The sequence below is a fragment of the Mangrovimonas sp. sgz306409 genome (assembly GCF_059735265.1).
Window position 1 is genome coordinate 30,259 of record NZ_JCAPEU010000013.1, and the last position, 17,487, is coordinate 47,745.

19 protein-coding genes are annotated in these 17,487 nt (G+C 33.3%); 14 read left to right on the forward strand and 5 right to left on the reverse strand.

Annotated elements, in window-relative coordinates:
* Nucleotides 1-98: 98 nt before the first annotated feature.
* Both AC6I5C_RS16830 and AC6I5C_RS16835 read left to right on the forward strand, forming a co-directional pair.
* Nucleotides 99-1,433: a tyrosine-type recombinase/integrase gene (locus tag AC6I5C_RS16830; protein WP_497906170.1), complete on the forward strand. Its 1,335-nt coding sequence runs from the start codon at nt 99-101 to the stop codon at nt 1,431-1,433.
* Between the two features lie 3 nt (nt 1,434-1,436).
* Nucleotides 1,437-2,174, forward strand: a complete 738-nt coding sequence (locus AC6I5C_RS16835) for a hypothetical protein (RefSeq protein WP_497906171.1) — start codon at nt 1,437-1,439, stop codon at nt 2,172-2,174.
* A 280-nt stretch (nt 2,175-2,454) separates the two neighbouring features.
* Here the strand turns inward: AC6I5C_RS16835 and AC6I5C_RS16840 are convergent, their stop codons facing one another.
* The 3 genes from AC6I5C_RS16840 to AC6I5C_RS16850 form a co-directional block, all read right to left on the reverse strand.
* Nucleotides 2,455-2,973, reverse strand: a complete 519-nt coding sequence (locus tag AC6I5C_RS16840) for a hypothetical protein (protein WP_497906172.1) — start codon at nt 2,971-2,973, stop codon at nt 2,455-2,457.
* A gap of 85 nt (nt 2,974-3,058) precedes the next feature.
* Nucleotides 3,059-3,883, reverse strand: coding sequence for a hypothetical protein (locus AC6I5C_RS16845; protein ID WP_497906173.1), 825 nt, complete (start codon nt 3,881-3,883; stop codon nt 3,059-3,061).
* Nucleotides 3,884-3,914: 31 nt separating this feature from the next.
* Complete coding sequence (locus tag AC6I5C_RS16850) at nt 3,915-4,913, reverse strand: T9SS type A sorting domain-containing protein (protein WP_497906174.1); 999 nt, start codon at nt 4,911-4,913, stop codon at nt 3,915-3,917.
* A gap of 313 nt (nt 4,914-5,226) precedes the next feature.
* Between AC6I5C_RS16850 and AC6I5C_RS16855 the strand changes: the two genes are divergently transcribed.
* Entirely contained in the window at nt 5,227-5,448 is a 222-nt protein-coding gene (locus tag AC6I5C_RS16855; RefSeq protein WP_497906175.1) for a hypothetical protein, read from the forward strand.
* A 409-nt stretch (nt 5,449-5,857) separates the two neighbouring features.
* On the opposite strand, the gene AC6I5C_RS16860 is transcribed toward AC6I5C_RS16855, so the two are convergent.
* Nucleotides 5,858-6,763: a CPBP family glutamic-type intramembrane protease gene (locus AC6I5C_RS16860; protein ID WP_497906176.1), complete on the reverse strand. Its 906-nt coding sequence runs from the start codon at nt 6,761-6,763 to the stop codon at nt 5,858-5,860.
* A gap of 13 nt (nt 6,764-6,776) precedes the next feature.
* On the reverse strand, nt 6,777-7,211 hold the full coding sequence (locus AC6I5C_RS16865; protein ID WP_497906177.1) for a hypothetical protein: 435 nt from the start codon (nt 7,209-7,211) through the stop codon (nt 6,777-6,779).
* A 336-nt stretch (nt 7,212-7,547) separates the two neighbouring features.
* On the opposite strand from AC6I5C_RS16865, the gene AC6I5C_RS16870 reads away from it, so the two are divergent.
* From AC6I5C_RS16870 to AC6I5C_RS16920, 11 genes are all read left to right on the forward strand, one after another.
* Entirely contained in the window at nt 7,548-8,261 is a 714-nt protein-coding gene (locus AC6I5C_RS16870; RefSeq protein WP_497906178.1) for a LytR/AlgR family response regulator transcription factor, read from the forward strand.
* A gap of 228 nt (nt 8,262-8,489) precedes the next feature.
* Nucleotides 8,490-8,666 carry a hypothetical protein gene (locus AC6I5C_RS16875; protein ID WP_157514666.1) on the forward strand — a complete coding sequence of 59 codons (177 nt, stop codon included), beginning with the start codon at nt 8,490-8,492 and terminating at the stop codon, nt 8,664-8,666.
* A gap of 92 nt (nt 8,667-8,758) precedes the next feature.
* A complete protein-coding gene (locus tag AC6I5C_RS16880; RefSeq protein WP_497906179.1) occupies nt 8,759-10,783 on the forward strand; it encodes a tetratricopeptide repeat-containing sensor histidine kinase in 2,025 nt (674 codons plus the stop codon).
* A 34-nt stretch (nt 10,784-10,817) separates the two neighbouring features.
* The gene (locus AC6I5C_RS16885; protein ID WP_497906180.1) at nt 10,818-11,492 is read left to right on the forward strand and encodes a response regulator; all 675 of its coding nucleotides are present in this window, start codon (nt 10,818-10,820) and stop codon (nt 11,490-11,492) included.
* A 378-nt stretch (nt 11,493-11,870) separates the two neighbouring features.
* Nucleotides 11,871-12,554 (forward strand): hypothetical protein, encoded by a 684-nt coding sequence (locus AC6I5C_RS16890; protein WP_497906181.1) that lies wholly within the window; start codon nt 11,871-11,873, stop codon nt 12,552-12,554.
* A gap of 16 nt (nt 12,555-12,570) precedes the next feature.
* A complete protein-coding gene (locus AC6I5C_RS16895) occupies nt 12,571-12,894 on the forward strand; it encodes a hypothetical protein (RefSeq protein WP_497906182.1) in 324 nt (107 codons plus the stop codon).
* Nucleotides 12,895-13,193: 299 nt separating this feature from the next.
* Nucleotides 13,194-13,400 carry a PLDc N-terminal domain-containing protein gene (locus AC6I5C_RS16900; protein ID WP_497906183.1) on the forward strand — a complete coding sequence of 69 codons (207 nt, stop codon included), beginning with the start codon at nt 13,194-13,196 and terminating at the stop codon, nt 13,398-13,400.
* A gap of 498 nt (nt 13,401-13,898) precedes the next feature.
* Entirely contained in the window at nt 13,899-14,513 is a 615-nt protein-coding gene (locus AC6I5C_RS16905) for a hypothetical protein (RefSeq protein ID WP_497906184.1), read from the forward strand.
* A gap of 4 nt (nt 14,514-14,517) precedes the next feature.
* Nucleotides 14,518-15,045, forward strand: coding sequence for a hypothetical protein (locus AC6I5C_RS16910; protein WP_497906185.1), 528 nt, complete (start codon nt 14,518-14,520; stop codon nt 15,043-15,045).
* A gap of 857 nt (nt 15,046-15,902) precedes the next feature.
* Nucleotides 15,903-16,391: a hypothetical protein gene (locus AC6I5C_RS16915; protein ID WP_497906186.1), complete on the forward strand. Its 489-nt coding sequence runs from the start codon at nt 15,903-15,905 to the stop codon at nt 16,389-16,391.
* 33 nt (nt 16,392-16,424) lie between these two features.
* A complete protein-coding gene (locus AC6I5C_RS16920; RefSeq protein ID WP_497906187.1) occupies nt 16,425-17,177 on the forward strand; it encodes a hypothetical protein in 753 nt (250 codons plus the stop codon).
* Nucleotides 17,178-17,487: the final 310 nt, after the last annotated feature.

The window sequence follows — 17,487 nt, forward strand, 5'->3', positions numbered from 1 at the left end:
GGACTCATAACCCGAAGGTCACTGGTTCGAGTCCAGTTCCCGCTACTAATAAAAAGTCAAGTATAATTAACGGTTTGGTGTCCCCAAACCGTTTTTTTATGTTCAAAATTTCAGATATCTTGCGCGGTGAATACGAAAGTGAATACGCTAACGCATACGATTTGTCAAACCAAAAACAATTTTCCAAGCCAAAAATATACACAGCCAATGGCGATTTGAGCAAGCGCTGGTATGTTTACTTTTCCTTTAGAGACCCCAAGAGCAATAAACTCACTAGACAGTCTCCAATTTACGCCAGTGCCAACCGTTACAAGACCAAGGAGGAGCGAATGGCAATCCTCACGGTTTACAGCCAGACCTTGCACAAACTTCTCAAACGGGGCTACGATCCATATGCCGATAATGTGGATCTGTTCAAAAAGGAGCAGAACAAAAAAGCCAAACAAAGGACAACTTCTGTTGAGGGGGAAGTATCTGAGCAACCATTGAAACTGGATTTGGGGCATCCCGCTATAAAGGAAGAGGATAAAGGGAAGACTATGATAGAGGCTTTCGACTTTGATATGTCCATAAAACAACGGTCATTGCGTGAGAGCAGTATGCGTTCCTATAAAAGCCATCTCAAGGTGTTTAGGGAATGGCTCGAAAAATCTCATAAGGAAATCACCCATATACAACAGGTGGATAGGGCGGTGGTCATGGAGTTTTTGAACCATATTATGGATAGCAGTTCCCCAAGGAACAGAAACAATTACAGGGCAAGTTTGAGCAGTATGTTTCAGACCTTGGAAGACAATGATATTGTTAACTCCAACTTCGTAAAGAAGATTGTTGTCTTAAAGAGCAGTCCCAAACGAAACAAGACCTATACCAAAGGGGAGCAACAGGAAATTTTTGAGTATTTGGAAAAGAACGATCCAATGCTGTTGCTGTTCATCAAGTTTGTATCCTATAATTTCATCCGTCCCATTGAGGTATGTCGCCTAAAAGTGGGGGATATAGATGTGGAGCACAAAACCGTAACATTCAGGGCAAAGAACAGCCCATTGAAAACCAAACTGATTCCAGAGATACTTTTGAAGGAACTTCCCGATATGAGCAAAATGAAAAAAGGGGATTTTTTGTTTACTCCTGAAGGCTTGGGCGGAAAGTGGGAACTGAGCGATGACAACAAGCGAAACTATTTTTCCAAGCGCTTTAAAAAGGTTGTGAAGGATGAATTCGGACTTGATGAGGATTACGGTCTCTATAGTTTCAGGCATACCTTTATAACGAAGCTTTACAGGGAAATGATTAAAGATTCGTCCCCTCACGCTGTGAAAAGCAAATTGATGCTCATTACGGGGCATACTTCCATGGAAGCCTTGGAAAAATACTTGAGGGACATTGATGCAGAATTGCCAGAAGATTATTCAGAGTTGTTAAAAGCCTAGGGAATGGAAATGAATTTAGACGATTTACAGATGGAGATTATGGGCAACCTGTTTGTAGCAGGTGTGTACTACTTTCCAAGACTTTTGTTGGAAATGAGCGAAGCAGAGGCACAAAGGGATTTCTCCATGTTTGGCAATAGGGTATTGCTCATTGAGGAAAATGGGAGCAATTATTTTGTGGAGCCAGGTGAGATCCATTTGAAGGTGATGCACAAGCAAAGGTTGCTTGACAAAAATCTGTTGAAACTATTGGGGCTTTGCGATGACCAGAAAAGAAGGGATGTGGATTTTCTGCTGGAACGCTATAAGACCTATGTAGAGGGCGTTTCGATGCTTTACAATTGGTTTGCGGAAAATATGGAAGTAGAAGTGAAGGGAATCTCAAAAGACCAAAAGCGTGCTTTCATATCCCAACGGGATACTTTGGCCCGACACAAAGAGGAGGTAGAGCAGCGTTTCTTTGATAAACCTACGCAGATTGAGAGAAGGGATAAAACGGAACAGGACCAAAAAGAGGTCTTGAACAAAACAATAGCCGAACTAAAGAAGATAATAGCCCCAAATTCAGATATTCAATTGCCCGTTTTGGAACTGGATGAACAAGAGCCTACAGAGCCAAAATTGGATGAAAGGAAGCAACATCTTCAGAATTTAAAGGACAGGGCGAAACAGGAGGCGGAACACATCCTGCTCACACAGGTTTTTAATCTTAAATTAAAGCCAATTGAAGCTTCTGGATAGGCAATTTTGTATATAATATGATTGTGATAATTCCTGTGATGATTTTGTGATAAAAAATTATCACAGGAATATTTTTTGTTTTTTGAACTGTTGATTTGTTCTGTAAAACCCTGTAAATCAGTTGAAATTTGTTGTTTAAGTGCAAAATTAAACAGTTGTGTTAATTTTGATTTTTGTGATACATTTTTAAATTTAAGAAATCATAGTATGTATGTTTTTTAGAATAACATAATCAAGGAGACCCAAGAATAAAAGGCCTCCTTGATTTAGGGTAGCAATATTATTCTATTACAGTAAAAGTGAGATCATACGGCGAGACAACCCCAGATATTGTAGTTTCGAGGTGGTAATCATTACAACTATTCAAATGAGAAAAATAGATGTCATTACTAGACGAACGGATAGAATAATAGCCAAGTTTATTTAGTGTCACCTCGAAAATCAACTCATAGCTGTCAGTATCTTCATAATAGGACATTATAAATTTGTTTTGATGCGTTCCTTGTACTCCTCTAATAAATGTCAACTCATTTCCTGAAAATAGATCATCAAACCGCAGTATGACCTCGGCTTCTATGTCATTGGTTGATTCAAGAAGGTTTGTACCTTCTCCAAAATAGTCGTTAAGAGAAGGGATAACCAATTGTAATGTTATGATGTCGCCTTGTTCATAAATGTTTCCTTGAGGATACACTTCTATTAGGTCTTCTGCAAATTGATTATTTGTGGTGCAATCGTCTTCGCAAGTAGTGCTTAGAAGCAATGGGAGAATTATTAAAGCTTTTAAAATGTTTTTCAACTTGGGTATAGTTTGTTAATTGATCTCTATGGAAAGATCAGTATTGAAAACTTTAGCAAAATGAATTCATTTTAGCGGACTTATCTTATTCATAAACATAAGTTCCAATATCATTATATTCGGGAGATGTAATTTCAAATGAAGTGGGGTAATTTTTCTCATTATATTGATACGTTGCATTAAAAATTTCATTACCATCAGTATCTGTAATGGTAATAATATTGTTGGTTAATGTATTAATACCCAGCATATCTAGTGAAGAAACATTTGGAGCATTAGGAATGTAAAGTCCAGAGCTATAGATATTGTTTAATGGATTTTTCTTATCATCAAGCTCTATAGTGTAAGTATTAACAGATTCATTTCCATTATTATATTCTGTTATTTGGTAGCCAGAGAGTTTGTTGGACATATATACAAATTGAATTGTTTTGGAAAGTTGCTGTCCTTCAGGAAAATTAGAATAAGTATAGTAAGTAGTTTTACCTAGGTTCCATCCATTGAAATTAAACTCCACAAGGGGCAGACCATCTCTTGTGATACTGGATTTATAGCCATTTTGATAGTTGTAGTCAAAAACTGTACAGTCGCTACAATTATCCAGATTGAAATCGTTGCCAACATTGCCTGAATAATAGGCTTCTCCTCCAAATGTTGGCCCAGCAATTTTTATATGGTCAATCTCTAGTCCATTGTAGTATAACTGAACAATATCCCTGTCTGTTCCATGATTGTTAACCACTCTATCCAATTGCCCTTCATTGTAATAAAAAAGAAGTTGGTTGGATTGACCAATCTCTTCTAAAGTTACTATTCTTTGGGGCTCATTATTGGTGTTATTGGAATCATCATTGTTTGATGAACAGCTAATCAGGGTATATATCAAGATTATGGAAAGTAAATTTTTCATGGTTGTGAAGATTTTGGTTATGAGTTAAAGGTTATTCCTTAATAATTTTTACAGTTTGTTGACCTTCTGTAGTATTTATATTTAAAAAATACATGCCTTTACTGAATTGCGATAAATCCAGACGAACTATTTGTTCTCCTAAATAGTCGTTTCGCAATACTATTCTACCATTAATATCAATCACGTTGATGTATTCAATATAACCACTTTGGGCAAGGGATACATTAAAGATGTTTTTTGAAGGATTTGGATATATAGAAAATGAAATATTCGTGTTTTCAGCAACACTTAAAGATTCAGGGCTAAAAGTATAAACAGTATTCTCTGGAATACTTCCGTTTAAATATCCCACAGAAGGATAGGGGTCACCAGGGTTATAAACTAAAAGAGAAGGGTTTTCTGGAGAATCGGTTAGAATATATCCTGTATCAGTAGGTTGAATAGTGCTAAGGTTGAAAGCCGTAAAAAAATTAACGGATGGTCCTGGTTCTCCATCAAATGAACTCGAAGAATTGTTTATTTGGTTTGGTCCGTATCGGTATTCAATTATATTTCCTTCTTCATATAACCACATTTGAAAATTCATGAAATCTGATGTTCCAGGATAGCCATCACCATAAAACCCTACATTGTTCCATTCGATAATTAAAATCTTATCTCCTTCATCTCCTTCAACTTTGTATGAAATATTGGATTGAGATGTTACTCCTTGCCAATATCCTAAATCAATTATATCATTGGATAGTGGTGAGAAAATAGGGTGGGATTGAGATGTTGCATTCTGCGTTGATAAGGTTCCTCCTGTACTCCAATCCACAATATAAATGGTATTGAATGAGTAATCTCCTATTTCAAAATCGAAACCTAATGGAATTGAGAAGGAAGGGTCGTCCCAAATCTCACCGTTATTTAAGGAAATACCATCCACCAAATTTTGGTAGGTTTCATTGCTCACTGTGAACTCATAGTTTTGACTTTGAATTGACAGAAAAGAGAAAATAAAAAGTGCAGAGAGTAACTTTTTCTTCATGTTGAATTGAGTTGTTTTTATTAATGTTGGTTTTAATCTTCGTTATACAAATAAAGTATTTGAATGTTGTGAAGTTAATAATTAGTGGTCATATTTAGTTTGAATTTTATTTGCAAAGATGAAAACATGATAAAATTATCCAAGGTTGTACTAAAATAAACCATACTTTCAAATTAGACTTGGGGATTTCCCTTTAAAATTTAAAGGGAAATCCTTAATTCGTACGGTCATGGAAATTCATTTCTGAAGAGATATATTAATCTCTGTTCAAATTGAGATCAAGGATGGAAAGGACCATGACCAAAAAGAGGTCTTGAACAAAACAATAGCCCAACTAAAGAAGATAATAGCCCCAAATGTAGATATTTCATTGCCCGTTTTGGAACTGGGTGAACAAGAGCCTCCAGAACCAAAATTGGATGAAAGGAAGCAACATCTTCAAAATTTAAAGGACAGGGCGAAACAGGAGGCAGAACACGTCCTGCTTACACAGGTTTTTAATCTTAAATTGAAACCTATTGAAGTCCAAGAATAGGTGTTTTTGGTAGGCTGAAAATTGTAATACAATTTGTAAGACATTTGTCTTACAAATTTCTTTTTTGTTTTTTGAACTGTTGATTTGACCACATTTTTGGTCAAAAACAGCCTATTTTCAGGGGTTTTTGGTGTGTGTGGTTGTAAAAAGCAGTGGAAAGCGTTATTGTTTGTGTGTTATTATTTGTAATACAAAATGAATTATTTTAGTTTCATGTTGGATCATCTTTTAGTGCAATTGTAAATTTTTACAAAAATATTTTTTTTTTTTTTAAACTGTTGATTTTGACTTATTTGAGGCCTGGTTTAATAATTGCATTATAAATTATATTTGCCTTTTGAAATTAGGTTTTATGTGTATATCAAAAGGGCAAAAATGATTATTTTTTTATTAATTGGTAGTTTGAGCCTTATTTTTTTATGCCTAATAATTCGGCCTTAAGCAAACAAGATATTACCTCCTTTGAATCTAGTTTACTCCCATCGTCTGTTTTAATATTTAAATCATACACAGCAAAGGGAACCTTAATAAATACACTGCTATTTAAAGAATCAGTAAAAATTCCATATTTAAAAAATGAATTCAAAGTAGTATTATTTGCGTTAACACCAGATTCACTCCAATCAACACTTGACCTTGTATTTTCAAGCAAAGGTACTTGTCTCCATTCCATCTTTACATTATCAACGACTAATTCCTTAGGTGCTGTATCAATAAATTGTAGGCTAAAAACAATTGTAGCTGCTATAATCCCATTGTATAACATATGTGCCCCAATAGACATAAGGAGTCCATAATTAAGCATAACCCAGGAAAAAAATAACCCCAATGACAAATGAAGAGATAAAGTAAATACTATTGTATATAATTTGAAATCGCTGAAATTATAATGCATAGTTGCAAACAATAAAGACGTTGCCAGTACATTAAAAGTAATCTTTTTTTCTAAATCCCAATTTACTTTTGTGGTTGCTATCAATACAATACAGCAGGCTAGAACAGCAAATAGTGATACAATATAAAAAGGATAACTCCCAAATCCCATTGCAAATGTTACAGGCACTATCAATATTAAGGATAATATTCTCGGTGTTTTTTTAGTTGCCAATATTCCCCTAAAAGTGATTTCTTCATATATGGGGGCAATACAAATTGAGCTTAGCAAAAACACATAAATGCTAATGTTGTCAAAGTTAGCTCTGCTAGTATTCAAAAAAAGGCTATCCCCAAAAAAGATGTAGCCTATTACAAATAGGCAACCCAACAGGGTCGCCCATTTTAAAATCCAATTAAATTTTGTTCTTTTTAAAAACATTCTTTAGAATAAATTAATTTGGTTGAGCACAATTTACACTACAACTGTCCCCAAACCAACCTGATTCTATTGTAGTACTCGGAAACCCTCCTGCGTCAACACATGCGCTTATAGCTGCTTGACAATCATTTTCTTCAAAATAGGCTGTTAATACAGTTACTGCTCCCGCAACTAAAACACCTACACAGGGAGGGCTCCATTGCACGGTATAGCCTGGGTTATATTGAACTCCTGGAAAAGTAATACCGTTGGAATCTATAATATCGAATTGACTTCCCGTCTCAGTCGGTCTTATATTCTCAACTCTGTAATATTGATTACTATTATTTGGATTTGAAATAGTATAGGTGCCATCCCCATGGTCTCTAACATCATAGGTTTGTTGAAATGTACTTAAAACTTTGGAATGTAACTTCCCTTTAAAATTAACATCATAACCGTCATCCACGATATTTACTGAATAGTCTCCAAAATCAACAGTCTCAACACCTCTTGCAAAGGATTGATTATTTTGTTCTAATTGTTGCTCTTCAGTATTAATATCATTATCACTGCAAGCAAAAGCTAATAAACCAAAAAAGGTCAGAAATATTTTTTTTATTTTTTGTTTAAATATTATAAGTTGTTTTTAACAATAGGAGGCCAACCCGCAAAACTATTAATAGTAAAGACAAAAGTAATTCTTCGTAATGATACTCAATTAAGGATTTCCCTTGAAATTTTAAAGGAAAATCCTTAACCCTCTTAAATTGACATAGGATATATTTCGGCACGGATATTTTTTATGAAATCGTATTGCATTTTAGAGAAGGATGGTGTTGTTGTAAAAGAGTTGGAAGGTATTATTAGTACTATTCCAGGTCTTTGTGCATTGGGGGCTAGGTCTAACCTAGATAGTGGCTTTAATTTAATACTAAGTAAAAAGCCAGACTTGGTTTTTATAAATCTTGATAATTTCTCGGATAATCCCTTTCTACTCGTTAATGAACTTCACCAGTATTTAAACGAAATTCCAAAGGTAATTGGGCTTTCAAAAGGAAAGGATTTGGCCTATGAGGCCATTAAGCATGGCTTTATAGATTATTTGACCTTGCCCTTGAAGGAGTTGGATGTTAGGAAGGCTGCACTAAAATATCTTAAACAATTTTCCATGGATAAAGGTCATTCTATTTGTTTGAAATCATATAATGACTATCAGTTTTTAAATACAAGCGATATTCTTTTTCTAAAGGCTGATAACAATACTACAGACTTCTATATGAAGAATGGGGAAGAGATTACCGCTTTTAAAACGTTAAAAACATTTCATAAATCATTACCCAAAAACTTTTTAAGGGTTCATAAAAGTTATATCATAAATCAAGATTTTATTTCACGAATCAACTTTGGCAAGCAAAGATGCTATTTAAAACATTGTATTGAAGGCATTCCTTTTTCAAAGAGTTATGCTGAAGACTTGAAACTCCTCAATCATCAGTTTGAACAAAAAGCGATATAGTGAAAACTAGGTGTTTTACCATCTAAACTTAACCGTTCACTCATAGAATTGGCATATTCACTATGCTAAGGGCAAATTGCTCGCAAAATGACATATACGCGACTACTTTTGTCGCCGAAAGAAGCTTCTTCATAAGGATTAATGGGCAGCAAACCCCATTGTTCAGCGTCCAATTTAGGCCAGAATTGGACCCCCAATTATTTGACAATAACCTTAAAATTTCAAAAAATGAAGAATGCTAAATATTTTTTTATAGCCATTTTATTGGCGACTATAACTTTTTCTTGTACTGAACAATCGATTCATGATGATGATCAAACCACACTTGAGCTCTATGCAACTGGAGAGGGGGAAGATGGTACTGGTAAAAATGGAGATTCGGAACCAGTACCTACCATTCCTTAAAATATAGAATTTTTATTCACAATTAAAAAAAAAGCCATTAGTAGTATATATTAATGGCTTTTTTTAATTTCAGCGCAATAATCGCTTCTAAATTGAAAACAAACATTAGAGTCATTTTAGTACTTTGTTCAATAGTCATACTTACTTGCGCTAAAGAAAAGGGTATAGAAGGAAAAGAAGATCAAATTATTCGTAATGATATTTTGAGTCTTTTCAGCACTTATAAAGCTTCCAAACAGGATAAGGAGCAAAACCTTGAGCTACTTAATTTAGCCTTTGAAAAAACTAAACAATTGGAGGATGATCTTACCAAGGAATATTACTTTAGAAAACTCTCATACTTCTCACGGAATGAAAATGACTCTTTATTGTTTTATTCAGTCAATAAGGAGGCTGTAAATTTAGCGGAGAAGTTGAAAGATACGGGAAGCCTTGCTTGGGTTCACCTATCAAAAGGTTTGTATTTTGATGATCGGGAAATTTATGATTCTGCTTACTACCATTATTATCAGGCAAAAAAAACGTATAAGCAATTAAATGATAATTTTAACGCTGGATCTATGTTGTATAATATGGCCTATATCCAAGGACGATTAAAGGATTATGCTGGCGCGGAAAACAATTTGTTTCAATCTTTAAATTTAGTTAAAAACAATTCTGATCCATTGCCAGAATTTAGATGCTACAATCTTCTGGGAATAATTTATGAGAATATTGGTGAATATGAACTAGCTGAAGAATATTTAAACAAAGCCCTTAAAGTATTGGATAATTTGTCTCCAGATGAAGTAATAAATCTCAAAAAAGGAGTATTCAATAATTTTGGAAGTACTTATTTAAAGTCGAAAGATTACCAAAAAGCTCTGCAGTATTTTAATAAATCATTAGAATATTTAGATGATCATGACCTACGGTCATATGCAAGATTGATTGACAATGTTGCCTATACAAGACTTTTGGCAAAAGATACTGTAAATGTTTTTGATGATTTGACAAGAGCTTTATCAATAAGAGATAGTTTGAAAATTAGGTCTGGCATTATTTTAAGCAAGTTACATTTGGGGGAATATTATGCATTAAAAAAAGATACTTTAACAGCTTTTCGATTGGCAGAAGAAGCTTATCTATTGGCAGACGAAATTAAAAATAACAGAGATTTACTTGACGCACTTAAGCAGCTGTCCCAATATAACCCTGCAAGTGCCAATGTATATATGTCGAAATATTTGAAATTAGATAATGAAATTGAGCTTAATGGTAGGAGGTTGCAAAATAAAATTAACCGTATTCAGTTTGAAACTGATGAATATATTGCAGAGGCAAACACTTTATCTTCTCAACGAACTTTCATAATAGTTGGAAGTACACTTTTATTGTTGTTGCTTTCGGCGTTGTATTACATTCTACTCCAGGATTCAAAGTATAAAAACCTGAAACTAAAATCGAAAAACCTGGAGGCTGAAGAAGAAATATATAAGCTTATGCTGGATCAACACACCAAAATGGAAGAAGGGCGTTTAAATGAACGTGAAAGAATTTCAAGGGAGTTACATGATGGCATATTGGGGAAACTGTATGGAGCCCGTTTAAGCTTAGGATTTCTAGATCTAGAAGGGCAAAAGGATACGCTCAAAAAATATGATCATTTGATTGGTGAATTACATCAAATAGAGAAGGAGATAAGGGTTGTTTCCCATGAATTGAAAAATGATCTATTTAGTTCGGAAAACAATTTTAGGGCACTAATGGAATCGCTTATAGAGAAGCAAAGTGCAATTGGAAAGTATAGCTATGAATTACAATATGGCCAAAACATTAATTTGGATGAATTGAGCTATGCTACAAAATTTAATTGTTATAGAATTTTGCAGGAAGTGTTATTGAATATAAATAAGCATGCAAATGCAAATCATGTTAATATTATGTTTAATTTGCTTAATGTTAGCGGTTTAGGTGTTGTTGTTGAAGATGATGGCGTAGGTTTTGAGGTTGCAATGAATCCTAAAGGAATAGGGCTGCAAAATATTTCTCAAAGGGTGAGCCAACAGGGAGGTGAATTGATGATTGAATCAAAAGTCAATCAAGGAACTAGAATTGAAATTCATTTACCTAGATAGATGTATTATTATTATTATTATTATTATTATTATTATGAACCAACTAAATGTTCTTATTGTAGATGATCATCCATTGATTGCAGATGCCTATAAAATGGCTTTTTATAAAGTAGAACAGGCATCCTCGAACTATACATTTAACATAGATTATGCCCAAGATATTGATATAGCCTATCAAAAAATTACAGATAGCCTACTATCAAATAAGTTTGACTTGGTGTTTTTGGATATTAATTTGCCGTCATCTTCCGATGGGAAATTGATTTCAGGTGAGGATTTGGGAATTGAAATTAAAGAGCTTGACCCAACAGTAAAGATTATTGTATCTACGATGTATAATAATAATTTCAGGATTCAAAATATTATTAAAACTGTTAACCCTGAAGGTTTTTTGATAAAGTCGGATGTGGATCCCAAAACACTTGTTGCGGCTATTGAAACAGTTTTGTCTGGTTCTCCCTATTACGATAAAACAGTTCTTAAGCTTTTTAGGTCGCAAATTTCCAGTGATATAGTGGTTGATTCCGTGGATAGGCAGATATTACATGAACTTTCAAAAGGCACTAAAATGATAGAGTTGCCAAAAATAATTCCGTTGAGTGCTAGTGCAATTGAATACAGAAAACGTAAACTTAAGGAGGCGTTTAATGTAGAAGATAAGGACGATAGGGTACTGATTAACGAAGCAAAGGATAAAGGGTTTATATAAAGAGAAACCATCATGACTAGAAAAATCATGATGGTTTTTTAAATGCAATTAATTGACTTATAATGTGGCCCTAAGCAAACTTTGGGGGTTGGTTTGCTAACAATAATAATTGCTTTGTAACTAACATTGCCAAATGTAGTACAGTTCAATAGATTTCATTAAAGGATTTCCCTTTAAAAGTTAAAGGGAAATCCTTTAATCTTTTTCAGCCTATTTATATAGTTTGGTCCAAAAAATAACATTGGGCTGTTTTTGGGTTGCCCCACCCAAAGTCAAAATATGTGGAACCTGTTTAAGACCTTAACATGCCAACAGGTGAGTTAGGTGAAAATCGAAAGAGTAGCCAATCAACTATAAATTATAAAACTTTAATAATAAATGAAATTAATTAAATTTTTTGCACTTGTTGGTGCAGTGGTGTTGACTTTTTCTTGTTCTAATGATGAATCCCAAGATTTTAATAATGATTTAAATTCTTTATCAAGTATTTCAACGACTGAGCATGCAAGGATATCTGATATTAATGGTTTTGCATTAGAAGTATCTAAAAGTAATGAGTTTAAGGATTTAAATGATTATGCAAATTTGTTTTATGAGAAGTTTAATGTAACAACAAATGGTGTTGTGTTAGAAGGGATTCGTAGTCAATCTGAACTAGATAATTGGATGAGTGAGAATATTTCAAGTACTCAGTTTGGTTCCTTGCAGGAGTATTATTCAATGAGAGATTTATATCTTTCTAAAAATAATTTGCTAATCACCAAATATAAAGCCGAATTTGGAGAGTTGTATAGTGTTGCAGAAGATTTGGAAGATTTTGGAAATTTATTGGCAGATATCGTTTATGAGCAGAATGTAACTACTTTTGGGATGAGCTGTACAGATCTTGCGCAGAGGTGTATAAACAGAGCGCAGTCAAATGCAGCTGCGACATTTCTTGTTTCTGGTGTTACTTCGTTTTTTAATCCAATTGGAGGTGCTGCATTAGCCATAGCTGCATATATTTCGATGGAAAATGCGATTGAGGCATGTATGGATGCATTTAATGAATGTATTGGTTAATTAAAAACAAAACAATATGAAACTTAGGAATCAGCTAATCTTAAAAGGAATAGAGGGTGTAATATTTATTTGGGCTTTGTTTATAACCTTTTGTGACTTCATGTTGCCAAAAAGTTTAACAGACCAGTTGCATCAATTTGGCCTTGTAAAGCTTGCTATACTTGGTATGTTGGTTTTAATTTCTGCTTATTTGTCTTTTGGACTGAGAGAAAAAGATTATTTAAAACATAAATTTACAACCAAACATTTATCAAGAGCACTATTAGTTGTGAGCTTATGTTTGTTTTTATACATCATGATAATGTTTAAAGTTTCATGTGCATTAGAACAATTAGATTGATAAATTATAATTATTATGAAAAGAAAAATATTCTTGTCATGGGGCTTATTCCAATTAATTATATTATTTGTAGCAACATGGTTTATGATAAATGGTAAGCAGGGCATATCTGGTTTATTATATGAGATATTCGTTTATCAACTTATCATTTTTATAGTTTTACTTTTTGTTGCTTTAATTCGTAAATGGACTTTTGTCAAAAATCGATGAATTTATTCTAAATAATGTCACTGGTGGCTTTTTGATTAGTTTTTTAACAACGATATTTTATTGTGTGTAACTATAAATAATAAAAGAATATGATTTTTATTTCAAAGGAACTTTTTGTTGGAATATTATTATTTCAATTGGCAATTACGATTATAGGTCTTTATTATGTCCTGAAAAATGAAAAGACTTCATTGTCTAAGTTTTTATGGTCAATATTTGTAATCTTTTTTCAGTTAATAGGCCCTATAGTTTATTTTGTTAAAATGCAATTTGACAAAAGAAATGTAGTAGCTTAGGTTTTAGAAACAAAGATATGGCAGTCATTCATACTTTAAGGGTGTGAGTGACTGCCTTCATTTGATTTTCTGCAGATCGTTGACTTTAGTTGTAGTCAATTCAATGGTTCAACCCCAAAATCAACTGTTCAATCAACAGTTACTAGCTGTGGCAGTTGTAGCTGAAATTGCCGGAGTAGGACTGGGAGCAGCGTTGAGTTATGCATGTGTTTATTTTGGAATAGAATAATTTTTTTATGAGATCAGTACTTGTAGTATTTTTAATGTTAGTGGCTACTATTTTACTAATTAGCCTTGTTTTTTCTTTTTTAGTGATATCTGAGATTTTAAATCATAATATTTACGAAGGAAGTAATTTGTACAATGATATTAAATTCAGTATGATATGTGTAATTCCTCAAGTATTGATTATGTCAGGTATTTTTTACTTTTTAATTAGAAAGAAGATTATAGAAATGTAATTTTTTAAATTGCCCTAATTCTTTAAAAATGTATAAGATGAATTTTATATTAGGATATAAATGGGTGATCATTTTGCAACTTTTTGCAATAACGGCTTTTTCACAAAGTAATCCACCCAAGTTTAAATTTGAGAATAATACAACTATAGTAAAATTCTTGCAAGAGAATCAGTTGCAATGTAGTGGAGAGGATCTGTTTATATTTAAAACTTTTGAAGATTTTTATAAATTCAATGCCGAAGGTTTCTTGAAAGGACCGGTTGTACATGTGTTTGACAAAAATGGAAACTATCTTGAAGCCATTGCGCCTGAGGATGCGGTTAAAAAAATGTCAAATTTCAACAAGATAAAGAGCAAGCCTAAAAAGGACGGTTTAAATATAGAATCATGGTTGGATAGATTGGTTAATAGTCAAACTTTGGAGGCTATTAATAGGGGGGCTGGTGTAGATTATTACTTTGTTATTAATTGGGCTATCTTCTTTAATAAGCCTGAAGCCATTAAAGCAGCCTTTGAATGGTATGATGTGTTGAAAAGGCAACAACAAAAAGGAGAAAATATCCAAATAGTACTTTTGGATATGGATTTGCAAGATTCTTGGGGACTATCTGAGGAAAAAAAGGATGGTATTTTAAAGCAGGCAAATAAATAAATAAATGAAGCTGTTTGTAGGGGTGATATTTTTTTTGAGCACACTTTCATTGAGTTCGCAAGAGGTAGATGGTAAAAATTACACTATTGCCAAATCACGAGAGGCAAGTATTGCCAAACTATCATTGATAGAATTTAGGGAGCTTGTTTTTAGCTCGGGTAAGACCGTAAAGATTATTTATTTCTTCAATCAATCATGTTCGGCCTCTATAGATTTTAGCCCAAAGGTAAATGACTATTATCGAAATAGTAAAAGTGAATTTGATCTCTATGTGGTTCCTAGGGAAAAACAAAAGAATGAAGCAGACTTGAGGGACTACTTATTTTATTATAATTATAGCTTTCCTGTCTATATGCTTGATAAGAGGAATTTGAACCAGATAATTGATGAATTGTGCCCCGAATGTAACACCAAGGTAATGGGGTATTCAAGTTTTTTTGTGTTGGATTCCGAAAACAAACTGCTTGTACAAAGTGACTTTAATAAAACGGATGAACACAACCTTAATCTATTAAAGAAATATATTAATTAAAGTGGAGTTGGCTTGTAAGAACGAGTCTAATTTTATTAATATAAAACCCATGATGAATAATGTTGTCATGATGGTTTTTTTAAATGCAATTAATTGACTTGTAATGTTACCCTAAGCAAACTTTGGGGGTGGTTTGCTAACAATAATAATTGCTTTGTAACCAACATAGCCAAATGTATTACAGTTTAATGTTTTTCATTGAAAGATTTCCCTTAAAAAGTTAAAGGGATGATTAAGCTGTTTTGTAGTTGTCTTTGACAACATCTGTAGTCAATTCAATGGTTCAAACCCAAAATCAACTGTTCAATCAACAGTTCGATTTCCAAATCAACAGTTCAGTCAACTGTTCAAATGGAAAATCAACTGTTCGATTGGTGATGGCAGTTGTGGTCAAAAAAGAGCTTTTTGGCTAAAAATGGTTACAAACGTACCCAAATTTTGGGTCGTTGCAACGGTCGAACAACAATCGTTGCAACGTTTATAGCAATAATCATTGTGTTATCAACTGCTTTCCCGAATTTATATACTTAGGGTGATTGCTACCTTGCTTTAATTTTCTGTTGATTATTGAGTTCAATTGTTGTCAAATCAATGGTTCAAATAATTTCAATACACAAAATATGGTAATATTTATTAAGGATTTTCCTTTAAAAGTTAAAGGGAAATCCTTTAATCTTTTTCTGCTTATTTATATAGTTTGGTCCAAAAAATAGCATTGGGCTGTTTTTGGGGTGCCCCACCCAAAGTCAAAATATGTGCAACCTGTTTAAGACTTTAAAATACTATCGGGCGAGGCTAGGTGAAAATCGAGAGAGTAGCCAATCAACTAAAAATTAAAACATATATTAAATCTTAAAATGAAATTAATAAAAAAGACATCTATCCTTATTTTCGTATGTTGTTTTGGGTTGTTTTCCTGTAAAAAAGTGCGTACAGGAAGCACTACAAAAAAAGTTACAACTATTGCTCTTAACGCTGGTTATATGGGATTGTTCAGTGATGTAAATCAACAAGAGGTTAAACCTGTAAGTGTAACTATCGATGTAGATAGATTGGATGACAATTATGAGGCGGATTCTAATTTTAGTTCCCACTCTTATGTAATTAATAATGATGATTATGATGGTGATAATCTTAGGTTTTATGATGTTGAGGTTCCGGCATCTGGATCATACGTGGTATCAGTTGCTTCTGCAGGTTCAGAATGTTATAACTTTTGTGAATCTAGTAACCTCTGTGAATTTCCTGAAGGTTGGCCTAGGTTTAGAGGAAGTAAAATGATGCCTAATATGGAGTCCGTGCCAACTATTATAACTGTTAGCATGGGAGACACTGGATGTCTGTAAATAAGAATGAAAAATAAATAAAAACAAGTAACAATGAAAAAAATAATTTATTCTGGATTAGCGGTTTTGTCGGCAATCTTTGTAACGAGCTGTGATAATGATCAAGTTGGTAATGATAATAAAGCAAATGATTTAATTTCCTATGCCAGAACTATTAATACTGATGATTTTGCAGATACAGAAAATGACCTGTTTGTAAATGTGGTGTATAATAATGATGTTTATTCTGGAGGTGGAAATGTGGTTTTTCATGGTCACGAAGCTGGTATAAAACCAGAAGTTAATATTGATGGTTTATCAATTGACTTTTCACAGGCTGAAAATTTTGATATCGTTAACAGTATTAACCCTAGTTATGAGTCAATTTTAAATGTAGGGAATAAGAACGTGTCTTTTGAGGTTGATGGTCAGTCGGTTTCTGGAACGGTTTATAATCCTACTCCTGTTTCCGTTGGGATTGATGATGTTACGGTGTCTATTGATTTAAGTGAGGGTATAAGTTTTAATTGGGAAACGGATAGAAATGCCATTGACAAAGTTTCTGTTGTCTTGATAAATCGCGGAGATAGAGACAATGGGGGGGCAATACCTGAAAATTCTCAGATTTCATTATTGGTTGATGATCTTGGTGGGGTTGCAATTTCTTCTCAAGATTTAATAAACGCTGGTTTTAATGTAGATGATACAGTCTATATCTATTTCGGTAGAGCTAATGCTGAGGTTATTGGAAAAACCGCCGTCTTTATGACTAATATGAATGTTTTTATTGGAAAGGTTGTTCAATAAAGACAAAAATTGAGGCACAGTCATTTATACAGGGAGTATTGTCCCGAAAAGTGATTAGGTTATAAATGAAGGGGTCGGCTTTTTAAAGCTGAACCCTTTTTTCAAAAATATGTATATCAAAAGCAATGCCAGCACTTAATGATTTAATTCAAGAATTGGTAAGCATTTGAAATATAGATTTTTCTTTATGCTTTTGTATATCTGCAGGGGATTTGTTTGACTGCTTTTGTAGTCAATTCAATGGTTCAAACCCAAAATCAACTGTTCAATCAACAGTTCAAATGGAAAATCAACTGTTCGATTGGTGATG

What these genes read in the sequence shown, in the direction of transcription:
- AC6I5C_RS16830 (WP_497906170.1), top strand. Translation starts at nt 99, where the DNA reads ATGTTCAAAATTTCAGATATCTTGCGCGGTGAATACGAAAGTGAATAC.
- AC6I5C_RS16835 (WP_497906171.1), top strand. Translation starts at nt 1,437, where the DNA reads ATGGAAATGAATTTAGACGATTTACAGATGGAGATTATGGGCAACCTG.
- AC6I5C_RS16845 (WP_497906173.1), bottom strand. Translation starts at nt 3,883, where the DNA reads ATGAAAAATTTACTTTCCATAATCTTGATATATACCCTGATTAGCTGT.
- AC6I5C_RS16850 (WP_497906174.1), bottom strand. Translation starts at nt 4,913, where the DNA reads ATGAAGAAAAAGTTACTCTCTGCACTTTTTATTTTCTCTTTTCTGTCA.
- AC6I5C_RS16860 (WP_497906176.1), bottom strand. Translation starts at nt 6,763, where the DNA reads ATGTTTTTAAAAAGAACAAAATTTAATTGGATTTTAAAATGGGCGACC.
- AC6I5C_RS16870 (WP_497906178.1), top strand. Translation starts at nt 7,548, where the DNA reads ATGAAATCGTATTGCATTTTAGAGAAGGATGGTGTTGTTGTAAAAGAG.
- AC6I5C_RS16875 (WP_157514666.1), top strand. Translation starts at nt 8,490, where the DNA reads ATGAAGAATGCTAAATATTTTTTTATAGCCATTTTATTGGCGACTATA.
- AC6I5C_RS16885 (WP_497906180.1), top strand. Translation starts at nt 10,818, where the DNA reads ATGAACCAACTAAATGTTCTTATTGTAGATGATCATCCATTGATTGCA.
- AC6I5C_RS16890 (WP_497906181.1), top strand. Translation starts at nt 11,871, where the DNA reads ATGAAATTAATTAAATTTTTTGCACTTGTTGGTGCAGTGGTGTTGACT.
- AC6I5C_RS16895 (WP_497906182.1), top strand. Translation starts at nt 12,571, where the DNA reads ATGAAACTTAGGAATCAGCTAATCTTAAAAGGAATAGAGGGTGTAATA.
- AC6I5C_RS16900 (WP_497906183.1), top strand. Translation starts at nt 13,194, where the DNA reads ATGATTTTTATTTCAAAGGAACTTTTTGTTGGAATATTATTATTTCAA.
- AC6I5C_RS16905 (WP_497906184.1), top strand. Translation starts at nt 13,899, where the DNA reads ATGAATTTTATATTAGGATATAAATGGGTGATCATTTTGCAACTTTTT.
- AC6I5C_RS16910 (WP_497906185.1), top strand. Translation starts at nt 14,518, where the DNA reads ATGAAGCTGTTTGTAGGGGTGATATTTTTTTTGAGCACACTTTCATTG.
- AC6I5C_RS16915 (WP_497906186.1), top strand. Translation starts at nt 15,903, where the DNA reads ATGAAATTAATAAAAAAGACATCTATCCTTATTTTCGTATGTTGTTTT.
- AC6I5C_RS16920 (WP_497906187.1), top strand. Translation starts at nt 16,425, where the DNA reads ATGAAAAAAATAATTTATTCTGGATTAGCGGTTTTGTCGGCAATCTTT.